The organism is Intestinibacillus massiliensis (genome assembly GCF_900155735.1).
Lineage (GTDB): Bacteria > Bacillota > Clostridia > Oscillospirales > Butyricicoccaceae > Intestinibacillus > Intestinibacillus massiliensis.
Genome location: NZ_LT707054.1, coordinates 110,173 through 131,756, shown reverse-complemented (window position 1 = coordinate 131,756; position 21,584 = coordinate 110,173). Strand labels below are relative to the sequence as shown.

Annotated in this window: 23 protein-coding genes; 18 read left to right on the top strand and 5 right to left on the bottom strand. The window is 60.9% G+C overall.

Going from position 1 to position 21,584, the window contains the following annotated elements:
- Positions 1-380 precede the first annotated feature (380 nt).
- From CZ203_RS04515 to asrC, 4 genes are all read left to right on the top strand, one after another.
- On the top strand, positions 381-1,277 hold the full coding sequence (locus CZ203_RS04515) for a LysR family transcriptional regulator (RefSeq protein WP_087064983.1): 897 nt from the start codon (positions 381-383) through the stop codon (positions 1,275-1,277).
- A 128-nt stretch (positions 1,278-1,405) separates the two neighbouring features.
- Positions 1,406-2,440: an anaerobic sulfite reductase subunit AsrA gene (asrA, locus tag CZ203_RS04510; protein ID WP_087064982.1), complete on the top strand. Its 1,035-nt coding sequence runs from the start codon at positions 1,406-1,408 to the stop codon at positions 2,438-2,440.
- Positions 2,441-2,454: 14 nt separating this feature from the next.
- Positions 2,455-3,246, top strand: coding sequence for an anaerobic sulfite reductase subunit AsrB (asrB, locus tag CZ203_RS04505; RefSeq protein ID WP_087064981.1), 792 nt, complete (start codon positions 2,455-2,457; stop codon positions 3,244-3,246).
- Positions 3,247-3,262: 16 nt separating this feature from the next.
- Positions 3,263-4,330, top strand: coding sequence for a sulfite reductase subunit C (asrC, locus tag CZ203_RS04500; RefSeq protein WP_087064980.1), 1,068 nt, complete (start codon positions 3,263-3,265; stop codon positions 4,328-4,330).
- Positions 4,331-4,713: 383 nt separating this feature from the next.
- On the opposite strand, the gene CZ203_RS04495 is transcribed toward asrC, so the two are convergent.
- Complete coding sequence (locus CZ203_RS04495) at positions 4,714-5,493, bottom strand: TraX family protein (protein ID WP_087064979.1); 780 nt, start codon at positions 5,491-5,493, stop codon at positions 4,714-4,716.
- A 135-nt stretch (positions 5,494-5,628) separates the two neighbouring features.
- Positions 5,629-6,900: a hypothetical protein gene (locus CZ203_RS04490; protein ID WP_087064978.1), complete on the bottom strand. Its 1,272-nt coding sequence runs from the start codon at positions 6,898-6,900 to the stop codon at positions 5,629-5,631.
- A 386-nt stretch (positions 6,901-7,286) separates the two neighbouring features.
- Here CZ203_RS04490 and CZ203_RS04485 point away from each other — a divergent pair, with 386 nt between their 5' ends.
- The 3 genes from CZ203_RS04485 (at position 7,287) to CZ203_RS04475 (ending at position 10,286) form a co-directional block, all read left to right on the top strand.
- A complete protein-coding gene (locus CZ203_RS04485) occupies positions 7,287-7,961 on the top strand; it encodes an HAD family hydrolase (RefSeq protein WP_087064977.1) in 675 nt (224 codons plus the stop codon).
- Entirely contained in the window at positions 7,961-8,761 is an 801-nt protein-coding gene (thiD, locus tag CZ203_RS04480; RefSeq protein WP_087064976.1) for a bifunctional hydroxymethylpyrimidine kinase/phosphomethylpyrimidine kinase, read from the top strand. Before CZ203_RS04485 ends, thiD begins: the two co-directional genes overlap by 1 nt.
- 145 nt (positions 8,762-8,906) lie before the next feature.
- Positions 8,907-10,286 (top strand): MATE family efflux transporter, encoded by a 1,380-nt coding sequence (locus tag CZ203_RS04475; RefSeq protein ID WP_087064975.1) that lies wholly within the window; start codon positions 8,907-8,909, stop codon positions 10,284-10,286.
- A gap of 64 nt (positions 10,287-10,350) precedes the next feature.
- Here CZ203_RS04475 and CZ203_RS04470 read toward each other — a convergent pair whose 3' ends face one another.
- A complete protein-coding gene (locus CZ203_RS04470; protein WP_159456359.1) occupies positions 10,351-11,466 on the bottom strand; it encodes an iron-containing alcohol dehydrogenase in 1,116 nt (371 codons plus the stop codon).
- Positions 11,467-11,785: 319 nt separating this feature from the next.
- Here CZ203_RS04470 and CZ203_RS04465 point away from each other — a divergent pair, with 319 nt between their 5' ends.
- Entirely contained in the window at positions 11,786-12,592 is an 807-nt protein-coding gene (locus CZ203_RS04465; protein WP_087064973.1) for an enoyl-CoA hydratase/isomerase family protein, read from the top strand.
- Between the two features lie 40 nt (positions 12,593-12,632).
- On the opposite strand, the gene CZ203_RS04460 is transcribed toward CZ203_RS04465, so the two are convergent.
- Both CZ203_RS04460 and CZ203_RS04455 read right to left on the bottom strand, forming a co-directional pair.
- Positions 12,633-13,187: a biotin transporter BioY gene (locus CZ203_RS04460; RefSeq protein ID WP_235847456.1), complete on the bottom strand. Its 555-nt coding sequence runs from the start codon at positions 13,185-13,187 to the stop codon at positions 12,633-12,635.
- Positions 13,188-13,304: 117 nt separating this feature from the next.
- The gene (locus tag CZ203_RS04455; protein ID WP_087064971.1) at positions 13,305-13,985 is read right to left on the bottom strand and encodes a 5'-methylthioadenosine/adenosylhomocysteine nucleosidase; all 681 of its coding nucleotides are present in this window, start codon (positions 13,983-13,985) and stop codon (positions 13,305-13,307) included.
- A 159-nt stretch (positions 13,986-14,144) separates the two neighbouring features.
- Between CZ203_RS04455 and CZ203_RS04450 the strand changes: the two genes are divergently transcribed.
- The 10 genes from CZ203_RS04450 (at position 14,145) to CZ203_RS04400 (ending at position 21,553) form a co-directional block, all read left to right on the top strand.
- Positions 14,145-14,603, top strand: coding sequence for an S-ribosylhomocysteine lyase (locus tag CZ203_RS04450; protein ID WP_087064970.1), 459 nt, complete (start codon positions 14,145-14,147; stop codon positions 14,601-14,603).
- Between the two features lie 13 nt (positions 14,604-14,616).
- Positions 14,617-14,808: a hypothetical protein gene (locus CZ203_RS04445; protein WP_087064969.1), complete on the top strand. Its 192-nt coding sequence runs from the start codon at positions 14,617-14,619 to the stop codon at positions 14,806-14,808.
- Between the two features lie 76 nt (positions 14,809-14,884).
- Positions 14,885-15,310: a VOC family protein gene (locus CZ203_RS04440; protein WP_087064968.1), complete on the top strand. Its 426-nt coding sequence runs from the start codon at positions 14,885-14,887 to the stop codon at positions 15,308-15,310.
- A gap of 112 nt (positions 15,311-15,422) precedes the next feature.
- A complete protein-coding gene (rpmE, locus tag CZ203_RS04435) occupies positions 15,423-15,626 on the top strand; it encodes a 50S ribosomal protein L31 (protein ID WP_087064967.1) in 204 nt (67 codons plus the stop codon).
- A gap of 329 nt (positions 15,627-15,955) precedes the next feature.
- Positions 15,956-16,207, top strand: coding sequence for a hypothetical protein (locus tag CZ203_RS04425; RefSeq protein WP_087064965.1), 252 nt, complete (start codon positions 15,956-15,958; stop codon positions 16,205-16,207).
- 184 nt (positions 16,208-16,391) lie between these two features.
- Positions 16,392-16,943, top strand: coding sequence for an RNA polymerase sigma factor (locus tag CZ203_RS04420; RefSeq protein ID WP_143436127.1), 552 nt, complete (start codon positions 16,392-16,394; stop codon positions 16,941-16,943).
- On the top strand, positions 16,940-17,635 hold the full coding sequence (locus CZ203_RS04415) for a DUF4367 domain-containing protein (protein WP_087064963.1): 696 nt from the start codon (positions 16,940-16,942) through the stop codon (positions 17,633-17,635). Before CZ203_RS04420 ends, CZ203_RS04415 begins: the two co-directional genes overlap by 4 nt.
- A 222-nt stretch (positions 17,636-17,857) precedes the next feature.
- On the top strand, positions 17,858-19,129 hold the full coding sequence (gene hflX / locus CZ203_RS04410; protein WP_087064962.1) for a GTPase HflX: 1,272 nt from the start codon (positions 17,858-17,860) through the stop codon (positions 19,127-19,129).
- A 19-nt stretch (positions 19,130-19,148) separates the two neighbouring features.
- Positions 19,149-19,784 (top strand): IMPACT family protein, encoded by a 636-nt coding sequence (locus CZ203_RS04405; protein WP_087064961.1) that lies wholly within the window; start codon positions 19,149-19,151, stop codon positions 19,782-19,784.
- 758 nt (positions 19,785-20,542) lie between these two features.
- Entirely contained in the window at positions 20,543-21,553 is a 1,011-nt protein-coding gene (locus tag CZ203_RS04400) for a deoxyguanosinetriphosphate triphosphohydrolase (protein WP_087064960.1), read from the top strand.
- Positions 21,554-21,584 lie beyond the last annotated feature (31 nt).

The following is a 21,584-nucleotide window of genomic DNA, read 5'->3' as shown; positions in this document are numbered from 1 at the left end:
TTGCCGGCTGCGGCGCGGCGGGGCTGTGCGCGATCTCCTCGGTATACGGGCGTAAGGACATTGAGCAGGCGGCGCGCGTGCTGCGTGCCGCGGCGGACGGGGTGTGCGCCGGGTGACAAGGCGCGGCATGTGATATTTGCGGCCGGCCGCACAAACGCATCAACCGTCCCAGCATGCAGGGCACGATCTTTTGGGAACCGTGCCCCAAACCGGCTTTTGGGGATGCTCCCAGCCGCAGTGAGCGGGAAATATGGCATAAACGGCGTTGCCCCTTCCTTCCGGGATAGGGGCAACGCTGTTTTACATTCCCGCGCCGCCTACGATTTCCTTTGTATCCCTTGCGGATTCGCGATATACTGGAAGCGAAAGGGGCGACCATAATGCTGGATTTCCGGATCGAGACTTTTTTGGCGGTTTGCCGATATCTCAACTTCACACGGGCTGCCGAGGCGCTGTGTATGACGCAGCCGGCCGTGACCCGCCACATACACTTCCTGCAGGATTACTATGGGGTGAAGCTTTTCACCTACGAGGGCAAACGGCTCACATTGACGCCGGAGGGCGAACAGCTGCGCTGGGCTGCGTTGGCCATGTGCCATGATGAGGAAAAGCTCAAGCGCGAACTCCAGGGCAGGCGGGGGATGGATAGGCCCATCCGGTTCGGCGCCACAATGAGCATCGGGGAATACGCGATGCCCGCCCATTTGTCGGGCTACCTTTCCCGCCACCCTGACGCGGATATCTACATGGCCGTAGACAACACCCAGCATCTGCTGGACGCGCTGGACCGGGGCGACCTGGACTTCGCCGTCGTGGAGGGGTACTTCACCAGGAGCGAGTTCGACAGCATCCCCTGGAGCTCCGAACCCTTTTTCTGCGTCTGTGCTGCAAACTATGCGCTGCCAAATGGCACGCTGTCCATCGAAGACCTGTTAGGGGAAAACCTGATCCTGCGCACCCCCGGCTCCGGTTCGCGGGAAGTGCTCGTCCATGCCCTGGCGGAGCAAAACTGCTATGTCTCCGACTTCCGCCACACCATCCAAATCAGCGACCTGCATGTGATCAAGGAGCTGGTGAAAAACGGCTGTGGCATTACCTTTTTATACGGCAGGGCCGTGGCGCGGGAACTCGAGGAGGGCAGCCTGCGGCAAGTCCCCGTGCAGGGGTTCCCCATTTACCATGAATTCACCTTCCTCTGGCGGAAGGGCAGCATCTTCGAATCGGAGTTCCGCAGCCTGTTTGAAGAGCTGTGCGGTTTCCCGCAGGCAAACGCCTGACAGCGGCGCCTGGGCATTACCGTACGTTATGGTGCTATGATAATTCCGTATTTTATTCCGGGACTTCGATGTGCTATGATGGAGGAACAAGGAAACGGCGCGCAGATGTATTGAAGGAGGTTTGTGGAATGGGTTATTTACTGACAATGGACCAGGGCGATGACGTCCTGAAAGCACTCCGGAAGGATTACCGGGTGTATGCCCCCAAGCGGTTCCCGCAGGAGGGACGGTACTCGGACACGGATATGATCCGGTACGCCGAGGTGGAGTCCTTTGGCGACATCGTGTGGGACACAAAATCCGACTTCCCGGCAAAAGAGGTGCTTTCCCCCATCCAGCAAACCCTGTTTTACTTTACAGAAGAGGAGTTCCGTGCAAGCAAGGATCCCCAGAAGCCGATATTGCTGCTGGCGCGTCCCTGTGACATCCACGCCCAGGAGGTACAGTCCAGGATTTATGCCGGGAATGGCGGGTTCGACGACTATTATTACGAGCGGATGCGCAATTTGGTGACCTTTGCCATGATGGAGTGCAACGGCGGGGACGACACCTGCTTCTGTGTCTCCATGGGTTCGAACCGGACGGACAACTATGCGCTGGCCTTCCGCTTTAGCGGGGACGGCGCGCTGGTGCAGGTGGCGGACGAGGCGTTCAAACCCTATTTCAGCGGCCTGCCGGAAACCGAGTACCATCCGGCCTTTGTGGAGGAGAACGCGCTCAAAGTATCGGTCCCCGACCTGGACGACCCGGAGGTCCGCGGGCTGCTGCGGCAGCATCCCATGTGGAAGGAGTACGACAGCCGGTGCATCTCCTGCGGCAGCTGCACGGTGGCCTGCGCCACCTGCACCTGTTTCACCACCCGGGATATCCAGTACGGCGACAACCCCGAGGTGGGGGAGCGCCGCCGCGTGACCGATTCCTGCCAAATCGCGGGTTTCGACCAGATGGCGGGCCAACGCGAGCTCCGCCCCACGCCTGGGGAGCGGATGCGCTACAAGGTGTTCCACAAGTATTACGACTATAAGGCGCGCTTCGGCGGCTCCCATATGTGCGTGGGCTGCGGCCGCTGTATCCGCCGTTGCCCGGAATGCATCTCCATCGCCGCCACGGTAGAAAAAATGAACGCGGCGGTTGCGGAGATCAAAGCGGACCTGACAGAGTAAAGGAGAGACATGCTATGGTAAATCCTGTTCAGCCCCAATGCTGCGAGATACTGCAGGTTCATCAGGAGAGCACGCATGAATGGACTTTCCGTGTGGCCACCGACGTCCATCCTGCCCACGGGCAGTTTATGCAGCTGTCCATCCCAAAGGTCGGCGAGGTGCCGATCTCCGTTTCCGCCCAAGGGGACGGTTGGCTGGAGTTCACTATCCGTTCCGTAGGCAAGGTCACGGATCGTATCTTTACCAAGCGGGCGGGGGATGCGCTCTTCCTCCGGGGGCCTTATGGCAAGGGGTGGCCTTTGGAGTCGTTCCAGGGGAAGCACGTGGTGGTTATCACGGGCGGCACCGGCCTGGCGCCAGTCCGCTCGATGCTCCGCTTCTTTCAGGAGCATCCCGGCTACGTGCAGGACGTCTACTTAATCTCGGGCTTCAAAGACGAGGGCGGCATCCTGTTCCGCGGGGAGCTGGACGGCTGGCAAGGGTGTTTTAACACCATCTATGCCCTGGACGCCGCGCAGAAGGAAGGCTGGAGGACGGGTTTTGTGACGGATTTTGTCAAGGAGGTCCCCTTTAGCACCTTTGGCGGGGAATACGCCGTCGCGGTGGTGGGGCCGCCGTCCATGATGCGCTTTACCGGCCTGGAGCTTTTGAAGTGCGGCGCAGAACCGGACAAAATCTGGATGAGCTTTGAACGGAAGATGTCCTGCGCCATCGGCAAGTGCGGCCACTGCCGAATCAACGAGGTATATGTCTGCCTGGACGGCCCGGTATTCCCATACCCCATTGCCAGCGCACTGGTGGACTGAGGAAGGAGAACATGCCATGAACCATGATATTAACGTCAAAAATCTACGGTTAAACTGTTTCCGGCAGTCCAAGGTGCCTGGGGAGTTCATGCTCCAAATGCGGGTGCCCGGCGGCATGGTGGACGCCAAGTACCTGTCTATGGTGGAGCATTTGTCCAAAACCTGGGGCGACGGCAACTTCCACTTCGGCACCCGCCAGTCCTTTGAAATCCCCGGCATCAAGTATGAGGATATCCCGGCCGTCAACGCGTATTTGGAAACGTATATCCGGGAGGTGGACGAAACCCTCTGCGGCGCGGACATGGATACGGTAGCGGGCAAGCCGCAGCCGTGGGACCCCAAGAGCGGTTATCCCACGATCGGCGCCCGTAATATTACCGCCTGTATCGGCAACTACCACTGTATCTTCGGCAACTGCAATACCTTTGAACTGGCGAGGAAGATCGAACCCATTATTTTCCCCAGCCACTATCACATTAAGCTGAACATCTCCGGATGCCCGAACGACTGTAACAAGGCGCACCTGTGCGACTTTGGCGTGATCGGCATTGCCCACATGACCTATCACCCGGAGCGGTGCCTGGGCTGTGGCGCATGCGTGCGCGCCTGTGAAGAGCGGGCGTCCCGTGTCCTCGCGCTCAATGAGAACACGGGCAAGGTCGAAAAGGATGCGTGTTGCTGCGTGGGCTGCGGCGAGTGCGTGCGTGCGTGCCCTGCCGGCGCTTGGACACGGGACGCCCAAAAGTTTTACCGCGTCATTTTGGGCGGGCGCACCGGGCGGCAGACGCCGCGCACCGGCAAGATGTTCCTCAACTGGGCCACGGAGGACGTGATACTCGCGGTCCTGCGCAACTGGCAGAAGTTCTCCGCCTGGGTGATGGACTACAAGCCGGAATACCTCCATGGCGGCCATCTCATTGACCGGGCAGGCTATAAAAAATTCAAGGAACTCATCTTGGACGGGGTGGTACTGAATCCGGAATGCTTGGTAGCCGAGGATATTTACTGGCATGAGACGGAGTACCGTTCTAATTTCAATGTAAAGCCGCCGGCACTCCACCATACCGCGGGGCCGCAGCGATAGCCATATCCGCGCGGGCATAAAAGGATTGTACGGAGGGGCGCGGGAGGGGCGTGGTTGCCCCCCCCTCGCTTATAAAAAGAAAGGCGCTGTCATGAAGGAAGCGGAGTGCTTCCATATGACAGCGCCTTTTTTGTAACTCCGGCAGTATCCGCTTTGGGACAGGCATAACCACGGCTCGCGGGATGCCCCGTTTGGCAAGCTGCCCGGCGGGGGAAGAGGGTTCGGGGAGGTCGGACGCGTCAAACTGCGCTGGGAAGCCCCTGTGCCGGACGTCGCCCGAAAGGCTCCCCAATGGGAGAATATGGCGGGCGGCGAAAATGCAGCCTTCCCGCCCGCTACGGGGCTTCCTCTCTGGCGTCGCCGGCTGGTTCCCGGTATTTTCGCTACGGTTGCCATACGAAGTTTGCCAGGTAAAAGAGCAGGAAGGTATGGGCGGGATAAAAAATGTAGAAAAACCACTTCATCCCCCGGCCTTTTTGGCCGTTATAGCGCAGCATGAGCGGGAGGGCGATGGCCATGGCGAACTGGATGGGAAAGCCCAACGCGCTCCAGGCGGCCTCATAGCCAAACTGCGCGGTGCAGAACAGGAGATACGTCGCGGCGAACAGGTCCTTGCGGCCGCGCAGGAAATACATCAGCACCCCCAGGATTACGAATTCCAGCCCATATTCGCTCAGCGCCAGGTTGGGGATCACGCCAGCGAGGATGTCGCCGCCGACATTGTGTTTGACGAAGGGGACGAAGTGGAAGACGGCGAAATAGAGCACCTGGACGGCGAATATGCCCGCCGCCATCCAAAGCCCCTTCTTCCGGTCGCGCTGCACCGTTTCCAGGGTGCTGATGAGGAGACCCACCAGCAGCATGGTCAGGAAGATGTTGTGGTTGTTGTAGCCAAAGCCCTCAGCGGGAAAAAGATGGCGTATGGCGAGGGTAAAGACGGTCATAAAGAGGCTGCCGATGTAAAGCCGCAAGAGGTAGGCCTTCCGGCTGTGGGTGTGGGAATAGCCCTGCGCCATGCAAAAGAGGAAAAGGGGAAAACTCCCCCGCCCGATAAGCCGCAGCAGCAAGAATAGCCATGGCGGCAGGAAGGGCTGGAAATATAAGCCCACGTGGTCGAGCACCATCAAGACCAGGGCGGTAATTTTTAATGCAAACGTGGTCACCGTGCGTAACTCCCTTTCTGATTCCGTCCCCTTTGCCGCCGCTGGGCGATTTTGCCCTAAAGCGGAAGGGGGTGCTTTTAATCTATCCCTGTGCAGCCCATTACGCCGCACCCCGCATGGTTCTGTTCCCTCCCCCTATTCCCAATGCCTGTCGGCGATCCGGTAGATGGGGTCGTCCTTCCGTTCACAATTGACCAGGACAGAAATCATTAAATCGTCGATTTCGGGGTCGCCTTTGATTTGATCCAAAACTGCAAAGGCACTCTGCCGCAGTACCGCCGGGTATCCAGGCGCAATAAAGGCCATCGCCAGCCCTTTCGCATCCGCCCCGGGCTGCCGCGCGGCATAGCGGAGCAGCTGTGCAGCCAAGCCCGGCGCCTCATAGTCGTCGTCCATCGCCAGTAGGCGCAGGCCGTCCGCGTCCAGCCCGATGCCCGGATAAAGCGCCAATGCGCCGACGTCGGTACAGGTGGGAAATTGTCGTGCGGCCTTGCGATATGCCGGCTCCCACGCCCGGCGGAAATGGATACAAGGTTCCATGGGCGGGGGCGTCCCCGGGTGCTTCTTCCCGGCCGGATGGGCAAGAAGAGCCTGCTGCGTCGGGGTCAGGGAAGACGCCGGAACCTCCTCCCCATCCGGCCAGAGGAGGTAGGGGACTTGCTCATGCCAGATGCGCCCAGGGCGGGAGATGGTCAGGGCAGGCACGGTTTTCCCCTCCAGCGCGCAGGCGCAAGCGCGATGGTGCCCGTCGAGCAGCACGCCCATGTATCCCCAAAGCGAATAGGCCAGGACGGGCGGGATATCCTCGCCCGCCTGGAGGCGCCGGCGGTAGTGCGCCACCCGCCGGGGGTCGTACGTCCCCGCGCCCTGGGCGGGGTACAGGAAACAGGGGAAGCAGGGCAGTACGCCGTAATTCTCTGTGTTATAGTATTCCGCCGTCGCTTTATAGGGGGTCGGCGCTTCCGGTATGTCCCAGAAGAAGCGCCCGTCACCGTCTGTAGGGTAGTAGCCCGAATAGGACAGCGTATAGATGCCCGGCTGGAGCAGGCCGAGGATTGGGCGCACACGCGCCACCGCGTCGGCAAGCCCGGCATAGGGCTGCCCCAATGCCGCCCTTACCGCCTGGAGCGCGTTACAGTCCCCCGGCAGGCCGTACCCGGCCGCCAACAGGCTTTCGCAGGTGGGGCAGCCGCTGCCTAAAATCTGGATCAGTGGGGTTTCGCCCAGGTACAGGATGGAACGGTAGCCCAGCCCATCATCCGGCTCGGCTTGCCCGGTATCATGCCAGCCCATGTGGAGCGCCCCGCGGCTGCCCTGCACGGAGAGCAGCAGGTGCTCCGCAGGAAAGGCGGCCAGCCTGCCGGTGTGGTGCGCGAGCACCTTTACTTTTTCTTTTTGAAACAGCATAAAATTCTCCTTGATCGGCTTGCAACCAGTTGCTTTATCGCCAATGAGGTGGGCAAATCCCTATAAAACGGGGCTTCCAAAGCTGTATCTCCATCATACGGCAAAACGTCCCCCGCATCAACTGCTTTTTTTGCACGCGGGGGTATGTGGCATACCCGGTGGATGGTTGCCCATGCGGTGCACCGCCACCGTACCGCCGGGCAGGCGTTTATGCCGGGCACGGATTGCCTTTTGGGATAAAAAACGGTATAATATACTTCAGCATCAGATAACATGCTTGAAAAGCCTGTAAAAGGCTTCGGGATAGGGCGGCGCGAGCCTTGCAAGCCCCGGGCTGCGGGATGGATTGCAAAAAAGTGAAACTGATTAAAGGCGGATGAAACGGAATGAAGTTGATTAAAGGCGCAATATTCGATATGGACGGTACCGTGCTGGATTCTATGTGCGTGTGGCACCAGCTCTCGCAGGGCTTTTTAGACCCCTATGGCGTGCGCATCACGCCGGAGGATTACGCCGCGATCGAAGGGCATACCCAGTACCAGACGGCGGAATACTTTGCCCGGCGTTACCCGCAGGTGCCGCTGACCGCGGAGCAGATGGCGGCGGGACTGAACGACACGATCGCCGAACGCTATGCGCGCCTAGCGCGCCCGAAGGACGGCGTGACCGGCTTCCTCGAACGCCTGCGCGGCGAGGGCGTACCCTGCTGCATTGCGACGCTGACCTCGCGGATGCACGCGGAAAAGGCGCTGCTCGACCGCGATATGCTGCGGTATTTTGATTTCCTGCTGACCATCGAGGACATCGGCGTCAGCAAGCGCGAACCGGATATTTATTTGCAGGCAGCGGCGCGCATGGGCTGTGCGCCCGAGGACTGCATGGTTTTTGAGGACGCGCCCTATGCGGCGGAGACCGCAAAAAAGGCGGGCTTTGCCGTGTGCGGCCTGGCGGAGCCGGCGTACGCGGCCGGGGAGACGCTGCTCCGTTCGGTGAGCGACCTGTTCATCGAGCGCAGCTTTGACGAGCTCGCGGGCAAGCTCGCGGGAAAGGCGGCAGGCTGATGGCCGGCCGCACGCTGCCCGCCGTGCTGACCATTGCGGGGTCGGACTGCTCGGGCGGCGCGGGTATCCAGGCCGACCTCAAGACCTTCACCGCGCTCGGCGTGTACGGCGAAAGCTGCATCACGGCGGTGACGGCGCAGAACACGGCGTGCGTCCATGCGGTGCATCCCGTCCCGGCGGGGATGGTGCGCGCGCAGCTCGAGGCCGTATTTACGGATATCGTGCCGGACGCCGTCAAGATCGGCATGCTTGGCACAGCGGAGGCCATCCGAACGGTGGCGGACGCCCTGCGCGCCTACGCGCCGCGATATACGGTGCTCGACCCGGTCATGATCTCAACCAGTGGCACGCGGCTGCTGGATGCGGACGCGTCCGGCGCGCTTATGCAGGCGCTGATGCCGCTCGTCACGCTCATTACGCCGAACCTGCCCGAGGCCGCGGAGATGACCGGCCTGCCGGTGCGGACGCGCGGCGATATGCTCGCGGCGGCGCGCGCGCTGTCCGCGCAAACCGGCGCGGCGGTGCTGCTCAAGGGCGGCCACCTGGAGGACGGGACAAGCGACGACCTGCTGCTTGACGGCGGCGAACCCCTGTGGCTGGGCGCGGCGCGGCTGCAAAACCCGAATACGCACGGGACGGGCTGTACGCTATCGTCCGCGGTCGCGGCCTACCTCGCGCAGGGGCTGCCGCTCGTGGAGGCCGTGCGCCGGGGCAAGGCGTATATTACGGACGCGATCGCCTGGGGGCTTGACCTCGGCGCGGGCAACGGCCCGCTGTGCCATATGGCGCGCATCCTGTAATTTTGCAGGGAAAAGAGCGGTTTTTTGCAAATTGGGGATTGCAATCAAATTTTTATTGCGTTAGAATAGAACAACAGTGAAAGGCTGCATGGCGGGTTACCCTGCCGTTGCAGCCCTGTTTTTTGGTTTGGTAGGAGGAAGTAAAGTGGAAGAAAAGAGACAAAACAAGATGGCGACGATGCCCATCGGCCGCCTGATTGCGACGATGGCGCTGCCTGCGATCATTGCGATGCTGATCCAGGCGCTCTACAATATCGTCGACAGTATTTTCGTCGCGATGATCAGCGAAAAGGCGCTGCTTGCGGTATCGCTGGCGTTCCCGCTGCAAATGCTGCTGATTTCGGTCGGCGTGGGCACCGGCGTGGGCTTAAACTCGCTGATTTCGCGCCGCTTGGGGGAAAAGAACGTGGAGGAGGCCGGGCATGCCGCGACGCACGGCATCGTGCTCGCGGTGCTGAGCGGCCTGGCGTTCCTGATCCTGGCGGTCGTCGCGACCGTGCCGTATTTCCACGCGTTCACAAACGATGCGGAGGTCTTTTCGGGCGGCTGTGTATATACGCGTATCGTCATCGGCCTTGCGTGCTTCCCGATCGTGTCCATGTGCGCGGAAAAGACCATCCAGGCGACGGGTAACATGCTGTTCCCGATGATCCAGAACCTTGCGGGCGCCATCGTCAACATCATCCTGGACCCGATCATGATTTTCGGCCTGTTCGGATTCCCGAAGCTGGGCATCGCGGGCGCGGCGATCGCGACCGTCACCGGCCAGTTCGTCAGCATGGCGATCGGCCTGACCGTTCTGTTCCGGCACAACCACGGCCTGCGCGTCACCTTCCGCGGGTTCAAATTTTCCGGCTACATTGTGCGCCAGATCTATCAGGTCGGCTTCCCGTCCATCGTTATGCAGGCGATCGCGTCCGTCATGCTGACCGGCATGAACGCGATCCTGAACACGCTGTCCGCGACGTCGGTTGCGGTGCTCGGCGTCTACTTTAAGCTGCAGAGCTTCATCTTCATGCCGGTCTTCGGCCTGACGCAGGGCGCGATGCCGGTTATGGGCTATAACTACGGCGCGCGCGACCGGCACCGCCTGATGGGCGCTTATAAGGTCACGTTTATCGCCGCGTTTTGCATTATGGCGGTCGGCACGGCGATCTTTTGGGCGCTGCCGGATAAGCTGCTGCTCATGTTCAGCGCGTCCGACGAAATGCTGGAGATCGGCGTGCCGGCGCTGCGGCTGATCAGCCTGTCCTTTATCGGTGCGGCGTTTGGTATCGTGAACTCCACGGTATTCCAGGCGGTCGGCCGCGGTGTGGACAGCCTGATCGTATCGGTCGCGCGCCAGCTCGTCGTCATCCTGCCGGTGGCCTTTGTGCTGGCAAAGCTGTCCGGCCTGCCCGCCGTCTGGTTTGCGTTCCCGGTCGCGGAGATCGTTTCCTTCCTGGTTTCCATGGCGCTGCTCTGGCGCATTTACACCAAGGAGCTGCGTTTCCTGACGCCCGACGCCGGGATGGGCAACGCATAAATAAAATCATAAAGAGAAGGCCGGGAGCAAACTGCTCCCGGCCTTCTCTTTATCCTGTATCTGCTTAATAGATCGCCTGATAGATTTCGACCATATCCTCCAGGGACAGAAGGGTATAGTTGTTGTTCAGCAGGCGCGTCTGCCCGGCGATCACGCCCTCGGCAAAGTCCTTGAATTCGCTGTCCGAAACGCCGAACTCGCGCAGGGGCTTGCGCGGCTGCACCTTGTCAAACAGGGCAAAGGCCGCTTCAAGCGCCTGGTCGGAGGGCACGCCCAGCAGCTCGCCGAACAGCGCCTCCAGGTCGTTGATCTTGCCCTCCGGCTTTTTCTCCTTATATTTGCGGAAGGTCGCCGCGAATACAAGCTGGTTGGCCTCGCCGTGCGGGATGTGGTACTTGCCGCCGAGCGGGTAGCTCAGGGCGTGCACGGCCGCGCAGCCCGCGGAACAGAAGGCGATACCGGCATAGTTGGACGCGAGGATGAACTCGTCCGCAAGGTCGGTCCACTTTTCAAGGCCGTTTTCCACAATGTACTGGTAGCCGCGCAGGATCAGGCGGATGGCTTCCTTCGAGAACAGCTCGGTGTGCGGGCAGGCCTTGGGGGACATATAGGATTCGACGGCGTGGATCAGCGCGTCGATGGAGCTGGTGGCAAAGAACTTGTAGGGCAGGCCGGAAATCAGCTCGGGGATCAGGACGGACTTGGCGGGGAACATCAGGTTGTTGTTCAGGCCGCGCTTGGTGTGCAGGCTGACGAGTTCGACCGCGCAGGCGTTCGTCACCTCGGAGCCGGTGCCGCAGGTCGTGGGTACGGCGTAAACGTCATAGACGCGGCTGGGCGCCTCGTCGCCGAGGAACAGGTCCTCCGTCTTGCCGGAGGACACGTGCAGGGACAGCATCTTCGCAATGTCGAGCACGCTGCCGCCGCCGATCGCGATGATGCGCCGCACGCCGTCCGGCAGGTCGGCGCGGATGCGGTCGACCATTTCGGTCGTCGGTTCGCCAAGGCCGTAGGCTTCGATGAACAGCGCGCCGCAGGACGGCTCCAGCGGCTTGACGAACTGGTTGTACAGGAACTCATTCGTCAGGACGAAATCGCCTTCTCCGACCGCCGCGTCTTCCATAAATTCCTTGAAGGAATCATAGTAAAGCAGGTCGAGGTACATTTTAAATTCTTTCATGGGTCTGGCCTCCTGTGTCATAGTACGCGCACCGGCCACGGCGGGGCGGCGCGCAAAAATTCCCTTAACGCCATTATACCACAGCGGCGGCGGGCATACAGCCCCAATGCCAAATTCTGCGCCGTATTTCGCAAACATGGATGCCATAGGTATAACCGCCGCTTTGCGGCTATTATACCATATTCGGCAGGGGTGTCAACGGCATTTTCGTGCAATGTGTTGACAAAATGCAAGCAAAACAGTATAGTGAAGATGTATTGGAAAACAAAGGGCGCCGCGGCGCGGCGCGCGGGATATATTGCGGGAGGACGGAAATAGTATGGCGACAAGGAACGTGGAAGCGGTCGGCGGGCACACGCTGGAGCAGGTTTTTCTGACGGTTGAGGACCATATCGGCATTATGACGCTGCATAACCCGCCGGTCAACGCGGCGAGCGGCACGGTGCAGGAAGAAATCCTGCTGCTGTGCGATTACATCAACCATGACGACGATATCTGGGTATGCATCCTGCATTCCGACCTGAAGACCTTCTGCGTGGGCGTGGATATCAAACGCTTCAAGCAGAGCGTCGTCGACAAGGACGTTACCAACACCCAGGAGGTCTATTATGACGGCGCGCTTGCGCTGTACGAGCTGCGCGTACCGCTCATCTGTGCGGTGCACGGGCACTGCCTAGGCGGCGGCCTGTGCTACCCGGCGGGCGCGGATATCACGATCGCGGTCAAGGGCACGCAGTTCGGCGCGCCGGAAGCCAAGCTGTCGGTTGTCGGCGGTTCCGGCCACCTCGGCCGCATCCTGCCCCCGCAAATCCAGCGCGACATGTGTTACTGCGGCTCGTTCATCACCGCGGAGGAGCTGCAAAAGTACGGCGGCGTGACCCAGGTGGTCGATACGGTGGACGAGCTGATGCCGGCCGCCATGGGCAAGGCGCGCGAAATCTGCCGCCGCGGCCCGCTGGTGCTGCGCTACCTCAAGGCCTGCCTCAACGCGCAGGAGGATTTCCAGATGAAGCGCAAAAACGACCTGGAGGTCACCTATACGCGGTATATGGCGCGGCACAAGGATTTTGAGGAGGGGCTGAACGCGTTCCTGGAAAAGCGCGAGCCGGAATATAAGGGCGAATGACAAAAATCCCCGCGGGACCTGGGTCCTGCGGGGATTCTTTTTAGGCTGCGGGGACGTCCTGGGTGGGCTGCCGCAGCCGCAGCGCGCCCACGCGGGCGACGACCAGGCTGGCGACGGCGATTTTTGCCGCGTCGCCCGGCAGGAAGAGCAGCACGCACTGCGCGAGCGCGGCCAGCAGCCCCGTGCCGGTCAGGATCATAAACCAGGCGGTGCCGAAGGCGTAGCACACGGCAAGCCCGCAGGCCATGGAAAGCGGCAGCATCCATTTTTTCTGCGGCCGGTACTGCACCAGCAGGCCGATAAGCAGCGCAGCCAGCAGGTAGCCCAGCAGGTAACCGCCGGTCGGCCCGGCGAGCGCGTCCAGCCCGCCCCGGAACCCGGCAAAGACCGGCACGCCGACCGCGCCGAGCAGCACGTACACAAGCTGGCTGATAAAGCCCCACTTTGCGCCGAGCAGCGCGCCGGCGAGGAAGACCGACAGCGTGCCCAGGTTCAGCGGGACGCCCCACGGCAGGGGGATGGCGATTTGTGAGCAAACGGCGGTCAGCGCGGCGAGCAGCGCAGCCGACACCATGGTTTTGACAGGGGTTTTCATGTTCATTCTCCTTTTGTAAACTTAAATAAAACATATGGTTTACCACACTGGTAAAAGTATAACCGCACCGTAAACTATTGTCAAGGGAAAAGTTAACGGTGCGGTTTCCTGCCGGGGTCAGCCGATTTCCAACATCTTAAGGATGATGTGCGCGCTCTGCGCCGCCGCGTCGTGGATAAAGTTGTCGTAGCTTTCCTGCGCGCCGTCGTCCGCAGTGTCCGACATGGTGCGGATGACCAGGAAGGGCGCGTCGTGCATATAGCTGGCATGGCCGACCGCCGCGCCCTCCATCTCGACACAATCCGGCGCATAGCGGGCGTTAATGGCGTCCTTTGTGGCCTTATCGCTCACAAACACGTCGCCGGAAACGATGCGGCCGGGGGAAAACGTCCCCTTCATGCCGGGGAGCTGCGCGCAGGCGCGGGTGCACAGGTCGAGCAGGCCGCCGTCCGTTTGGAAAAACTCCTTTTCCGGATAGTAATGCAGCATAACCGCGTCCTGGTCGTGGAAGCCCACCTCGCGCGCGGCGATCACGTCCATCACGTGCAGGCCGTGCCGCATCGCGCCGGCAATGCCGACGTTGATGACGCAGCCCGCGCCGAAACGCTGGATCAGGGTCGCCGTGCAGACCGCCGCGTTCACCTTGCCGATGCCGCAGCACGCAAGGACGACCTCCTTGCCGGAAACCGTGCCCTGATAGAAGCAGGTGCCGAGCAGCTCCGCCTTTTCGCGTACGTCCATTTTTTCCCGGATCAGCGCGACCTCCTCGTCGAGCGCGCCTAAAATTCCCCAAACCATATTTAAACTCTCCTTTTATAACAAATAGTATGCTTGGGATCCATTATACAGGATGCGGCGCTTTTCCGTCAAGGCGGGGCAAAAATTCAAATACCGCTTTTGTTTTTTGCGGATTGTGATATAATCAAAGGACACAGATAATTACGGAGTGAGGATCACATGAAACGGATTGCCAGTTTTGAAGTAAACCACGATACCCTGACGCCGGGCATGTATGTTTCCCGCGTGGACGGGGATATTACGACCTATGACATCCGCATGGTCAAGCCGAACGGCGGCGTATACCTGGAAAACGCGGCTATGCACACCTTTGAGCACCTGTTCGCCACGTTTACGCGCAATTCGCCGCTGGGCGGGCAGGTCATTTACTGCGGCCCGATGGGCTGCCGCACGGGCTTTTATTTCCTGGTGCGGGACATGGCGGCGCAGGACGCGATCAAGCTGGTACAGGATACGATGGCGTTTGTCGCCTCGTTTGAAGGCGCGGTGCCGGGCGTAAGCCGCCCGGAGTGCGGCAACTACCTGGAGCACGACCTTGAGGGCGCGCGCAAGATGGCGTGCAGCATGCTCCCCGTGCTCGCGGGCTGGACGGCGGGACAGCTATCTTATCCGGAATGAGGAGGTATTGCAAATGTGTAAATGGATGAAAAGCCTGGTGGGCGACGAGCGGCCGGCGACGGAGCGCGCGCTGATCCTGGCCATTGCGGCGCTTTCCGGCCTGGCGGCCGGCATGCTGCTGTCGCCGCTCAGCAAAAAGGTCGTCGACAGCTACAACGGCAGTTATTATGAAGGCGGCTGCGCGGATGGGACGGACGAGGCGTAAAAAATAACGGTTCCCCAGGCACGCGGCGCCGTGCCGAAAGGGAAGCGCGCCCCAACGGGCTGAAAGGGTTTTTGCAATGGGTGACGGGCTGAAAATCAAGATGTATTCGTTTACGGTGGACTGCAAGGACCCGTATGGGCTGGCAAAATTCTATGCGGGCTTGCTCAATTGGGAAATTGCGTTCCACGATGAAGACTGGGCCTGCATTGGCGCGCCCGGTACGGCGCAGGGCGCGTATCCGGGCATCACGTTCCAGTGCAACCCGGCGTACCAGCCGCCCGTGTGGCCGGAAGAACCGGGCGCGCAGCAGCAAATGGCGCATTTGGATTTCGCCGTGAATGATTTGGAAAAAGCCGTGCAATACGCGCTGCGCTGCGGGGCGACCGTCGCGGAGCAGCAGTTTTCCGATACCTGGAGGGTGATGTTTGACCCCGCCGGGCATCCGTTCTGCCTATGCGGGATGGAAGCCGTGATGGAAAGCCCCGGCTTTGGGCTGCTGTAAAATTGCGGCGTTTTTATGCATGCCAGGATAAAAAAGTTCTTGCATTTTGCCGGGGGCTGTGATATCATAATCGTACGACTGTAAGGCTTATGCGGAAAGAGGTGAAACAAGCATGAAGGAAGGTATCCATCCCAACTACAAGCAGACGACGATTCGTTGCGCTTGTGGCAATGTGATTGAAACCGGCTCCACCAAGGAGAACATCTCTGTCGAAATTTGCTCCAAGTGTCACCCGTTCTTTACCGGTAAGCAGAAGCTGGTAGATACAGGCGGACGTGTTGACCGCTTTAAGAAGAGATTCAATCTCGACAAGTAATCACAGAGAAGAGGCCCCGTTGTCCCGGTTGGGACGGCGGGGTTTTTTGCTGCGCGCAGACCATCTGCTGGTGTGGAAGGGTTCCGTATGTACGCCAGCGGCTATTTCCCATCCCGCGGGGCGGTGAAGGGCTGGCTTGCGGATATCGCGCTGCCCGCGTCCGGCGTGGGGACGGGGCGGGCGGCGTTTCTGTGCTATCGCTTTAGCAGTTTAAATTTTTTTGTCGGACGCTGTAAGTTTTGCATGGTTCCAGCCGTATATATAATATAGGGCTGGATGGGACGCCCTAAAGGGAATGGAGTTTTCTTCTAAAAACAGGAGGTATGGCCATGTATCGGATTGTCAGCCGCGAGAGCGGCGGGGTTACACAGTACGGCATTGAGGGCGAGGGCATTGCAGTGCACGATGTAACGGAAAGCAAGCTCTGGGCGGCGTTTTTTACGTATCTGCTCAACTATTACGAGGTTTCCCCCTTGCATATTTACGATGTCGTGGAGAACGGGTTCGCCTATCTGGCCAATCCGTGCGGCAAACTGCTCCATATGCAGACGGCATATGAAGCGAGCTACTGCGTGGGATAACGCCGATTTGGCCACCGAAGGAGGCTGCCGGGTCGGCGCCCCCTTTCCCCCTGGACTGGAAGAAAACTCATATAATTACAGATACAGCCAAGACACTGGCCTGCCGCCAAGAAAATAAATTGCAAACCTACGGAAAGATTTGTATAATAAAGGCAAGGCAATTTATGTAAAGGTGGATTTTGGGATGAAGGCGGATGGATCGGCAGGCGGCGCGGACAAGGTGGAGCGCCTCTATCGGAAATATGCCGGTGCCATGCTGCGGGCCGCGATGGCCGCGACGGACGACCGCCAGCTGGCGGAAGACGCGGTGCAGCAAACCTTCGAAAAGGTCATTGGGCTGGCAGACCGGATAGATGAAGATAATGAACGGAGGACGGGCGGCCTGCTGGTTTTAATGTGCCGGCAGGCGGTGGCGGACCTCTATGAAAGCAAGATGCGCACGATCGGCGCGCAGACGCTGGATCACGAAGCGCATGGGGAGAACCCGGACATGCAGCAGGAGGATTTGCTCGACCTGCTGCTGCGTAAGGAGTCCATGGAGGAGCTGCGGCAGGCGCTGCGGTTTTTGGATCCCAAATATGCGGAACCGCTGCTGCTCAAATATGGCGCGGGGCTATCGGGCGTGGAAATTGCAAAGGTGCTCGGGATCGAGGAAAACCTGGTGAACCAGCGGCTGCACCGCGCCAAACAGAAGGTGAAGGAGTGGCTGGCAGGGAAAGGGGGCGACGCGTTGTGAATACGGAACAGGCGGACAATATCCTGGGCGAGCTGCTCTCGTGCGCGGCGGAGGAAGAGCTCGGCGCGCTTTACGACCAGTTCTGCGACGCGGCGCATCCGGTGGGCGACGCCGTGCCCTCCCCGGCGCTCGAAGGGCGGATGGACGCCCTCCTGCGCAGAATACGGCGGTCGGCACAGCGGCGCAAATGCTTCCGGTATATGGGGCGCGGCGTTGTGGCGGCGGCGCTGGTCGTCACGGTTGCGGGGGTCACCATGATGAGCGTGGACGCGTGGCGCGTCCGGCTGCTCAACATCGTGCTGGACAGCTCGGAAAGCGGCGGCACGCGGATACAGTTCCAGACGCCCGGCAAGACGGGCGGCGGTGCGATAGAAGGCGACTTCAAGCTGCCGATGTACCTGCCGGAGGGCTACCGCCTCACCGACACCGCGGGCAGCGACATGCACCTGCTGGCGCTCTACGCCAACGGCGACGACGAAATGATCTATGAGCAGAGCCAGACGACCTCGACGGTCATGTACCAGAACTCGGACGAGCCGGCGGAGCAGGTCAAGGTGCGCGGCTACGACGCGGCGCTCTTCAAGACAAACGACGGCTATGCGGTCATCTGGTCGGACGGCGAATCGGTTTTCAAAATCAGCGGCCCGTTTGACAAGGCGGAAACCCTGAAAATTGCGGAAAATGTGGAATAAAGCTTTTAACGCGCCGTGCGGCCCAGTGCCGCACGGCGCAGCCTTTGCCTGCGGGGGCGCGGGAAAGTACGTCTGGATAAAGCGGCGGGAATGTGGTATAATAGCCGCAAAGCGGCCATTATACCGGCTATTCCACGAATCGCGGTACGCAGCAAACGACGCTACCGCAGGCCACGCCGCACAGGGGGACGCAGGATGCGCCCCAGACCGGAGGTACGTACATTGACGGACAACATAGAACAGGAATATCAGAAGGAACGCGCGGTGCTTGTCGGGCTGTCCTGCCGCAGCTTTACCGCGGAGGAGGACTCCACCGAGGAGACGATGGACGAGCTGGAGGCGCTACTGGAAACGGCGGGCGGCGCATGCGTCGGCCGGGCGCTGCAAAACCGCCCCGCGCCCGATGCGCGCACCTTTATCGGCGAGGGCAAGGCCGAGGAGGTCCGCATGCTGGCGGATGCAAACGGCGCGGATCTCATTGTATTTGACAACGAGCTTTCACCCTCCCAGATGCGCACGCTGGAGGAGATCACCGGGCGCACGGTACTCGACCGCTCGGGGCTGATCCTCGATATCTTTGCCCAGCGCGCCCGCACGGGCGAGGGCAAGTTCCAGGTCGAGCTGGCGCAGTACCAGTATATCCTGCCGCGGCTGGCCGGGCTGGGCAAGTCCATGAGCCGCCTCGGCGGCGGCATCGGCACGCGCGGCCCCGGCGAAACCAAGCTGGAAAGCGACCGCCGCCACATCCGCAGCCGGATCGACAAGCTCAAGCGCGACCTGGAACAGGTGCGGCAGGTGCGCGCGGTGCAGCGCCGCCAACGCAAAAAGACCGAGCTGCCGCTCGTGGCCATCGTGGGGTATACCAACGCGGGCAAATCGACGCTGCTCAACACCCTGACCGGCGCAGGCATCGAGGCGAACGACCGCCTTTTCGACACGCTCGACCCGACGACGCGCAAAAAGCGCATTTCCGACACGCAGGAAATCCTCCTGTCGGACACGGTCGGCTTTATCCGCAAGCTGCCGCACCATCTGGTTTCGGCCTTCAAGGCGACGCTGGAGGAGCTGAGCTACGCCGACCTGCTGCTGCACGTCGCCGACCTGTCCGACCCGCAGTGGCGCGAGCAGGTGCGCACGGTCGAGCGGGTCATCGCGCAGCTTGGCGCGCAGCAAATCCCCTGCATCATGGTATATAACAAGTCCGACAAGTGCGACCCGGACGTGCTCGAGTTTACCGAGCGCGAGGGCGTGCGCATCTCTGCCAAAACGGGCGAGGGGCTTGACCGCCTGCTTTCCGCGGTGGAGACCGCGCTCGGCCGCGGCAAGCACCGCGTACGCCTGCTCATCCCGTACAGCGAAGGCGCGCTGCTCGACGCGCTGCACCGCGAGGCGCAGGTGCTGACGGTGGAATACGCCGCGGAGGGCACGATGGTCGAGGCGGTGGTCGACGATAAAACCTATGGGCGGATGCAGGCCTATATGACGGACGGCTGACGGCACGGCAGGTGACAGCTTGGAAAAGGACTATTTCATTCCCGCCGAACCCTACGGCGAGGACAGGTTTGAGGAAAAACGCTCTAAATTCACCGGGCGTCTGTGGCATGTGGAAACGCCGGAGGAAGCGACCGCCAAAATACGCGAAATGCGCGAAACCTATTGGGACGCGGCGCACAATTGCTGGGCATATATCCTGCGCGAGGGCAATATGATGCGGTATTCGGATGACGGCGAGCCGCAGGGCACCGCCGGGCTGCCCATCCTCGAGGTGCTGCGGCACGAGGGGCTGGTGGATGTGTGCTGCGTGGTGACGCGCTATTTCGGCGGCATCCTGCTCGGCACGGGCGGGCTGGTGCGCGCCTATACCGAAGGCGCGAAAATCGCCGTCGCGGCGGCGGGCGTGCAGCGCATGAGCCTGTACGACGTGCTGCTGGTGGCCTGCCCCTACCACCTATACGAAACCGTGCTGCATATGCTGCCCGGTTTCGACTGCGCGGCCGAGGACACGGACTTCGGCGCGGATGTGACGCTGACCTGCACCATCCCTGCCGGGGGCGCGGCGGCGCTCAACCGGGCGCTGGCGGACGCGACCGCGGGCACGGTGTACGCAGAGGTGATGGAAAGCAGGTTCATGGGCAGGCGGGTCAAGTAAACAGGCGCAAAAAAACACGGACAGCATCACGCTGTCCGTGTTAGTTTTCTGTGGCCCCCCGCCCGGCCGGGGGACGTGCCGGATGGCGGCGCACCACGCCGCCCCGCCGGTTTTCCGCACGCCGCGGACAGGGAGGGGATAAAAAAAAGGACAAAACCCCTCCCGCCGTGCGCGGGAAAACAAAAAACGCTGCGCAGGATGTTGAAGTCCTACACAGCGTCCGGCGGGGCGGCAAAAGCCGCATATCGTCAGAAACGCGGGCGCGGGGAACAGCGCCACAAACCCCCATACAGTTCAAATCCCGAGGAGGGGACGCGCCACAACCAGAACGCAAAACAGGGCGGCAAAAGGGGGCTGCCTTTTTGCCGCGATGGGACGCCGGGCCAGGGTTTATGTACAAAAATGTAAATAAACCGGAGGCGGTGGCTGGCCCGGGGTTGTAAAAAAGGGGGAAATGTGGTATACTGTAATCCGCGGTACGGCCTGTGAATGGCCGTTGTGTAGGTGCGTGCTCACCTGCATAGGCTTCCCGGGTGCTGTCACACCCGGGAGGCTGCCGCATTTTTGTTTTCCATGAGTAATCATAGCATACTTTGGGAAAGATTGCAAGAGGGGCGCGAAAACTTGCGGATTGCACGCAGGGCGCGCCCGGGATAATATTTAAAAAATAATTTACGAAAAAAAAGAGGGAAAGACAAACCCGCTTGGTATTATACATGTAGAACGGTTTGTGGCGGACGCAGGAAGGCAGGGCGGCTATGACGGTAAGGGAACGGCTGGAGGCGCGGGAAGCGCAGGTTTTGGGCAAGGGCGCCGCACTGGCCGCGCATACGCGCGGGCGCGAGCGGGAAATCGCCCCCTGCCCCATGCGCACCTGCTACCAGCGCGACCGCGACCGCATCATCCACTCCAAGGCGTTCCGGCGGCTGTCCAACAAGACGCAGGTCTTCATTTCGCCCGAGGGCGACCATTACCGCGCCCGGCTGACGCATACGCTGGAGGTCGCGCAGATCGCCCGCACCGTCGCCCGCGCGCTGTGCCTTAACGAGGACCTGACCGAGGCGATCGCGCTCGGGCACGACCTGGGGCATACGCCCTTCGGCCACGCGGGCGAGGCCGCGCTCAATGACGTGTGCGAGGAGGGCTTCCGGCACAACGAGCAGAGCCTGCGCGTGGTGGAGCGCATCGAGCACGATGGCCGGGGGCTGAACCTGACCTGGGAGGTGCGCGACGGCATCGTCTGCCACACCGGCGGCAAAAAGGCACAGACGCTGGAAGGGCAGATCATCCACTTTGCCGACCGCATCGCGTACATCAACCACGATATCGACGACGCGCTGCGCGCCGGGCTGATCCGGCAGGCGGATATCCCCGGAGAACTGCGCGCGACGCTCGGGGACACGCACGGCCAGCGCATCGATACGCTGGTCAGCAATATGATTACATACGGCGAGCGCACCGGCGGCATCGGCATGGACGCAGAAATCCACGAGGCCATGCTGGCGCTGCGGCGCTTCAATTTCCAGAGCATCTACAAGGGCACCAAGGCGCAGGCCGAGGAGGCACGGGCGATGGATATGCTGCGCGCGCTGTATGGGTATTTTTACGGGCATATCGACGAGCTGCCGGAGGATTACCGGCAGCTGATGGACCGGGACAGCCGCGCGCGCGTGGTGTGCGACTACATCGCGTGCATGACCGACCGGTACTCGATCATGATGTATAAAAAGCTCTTTATCCCCAAGAGCTGGAACCCGTTTGACGACTGAAACATGTATTCTATCACGAGGAAGGAGGACT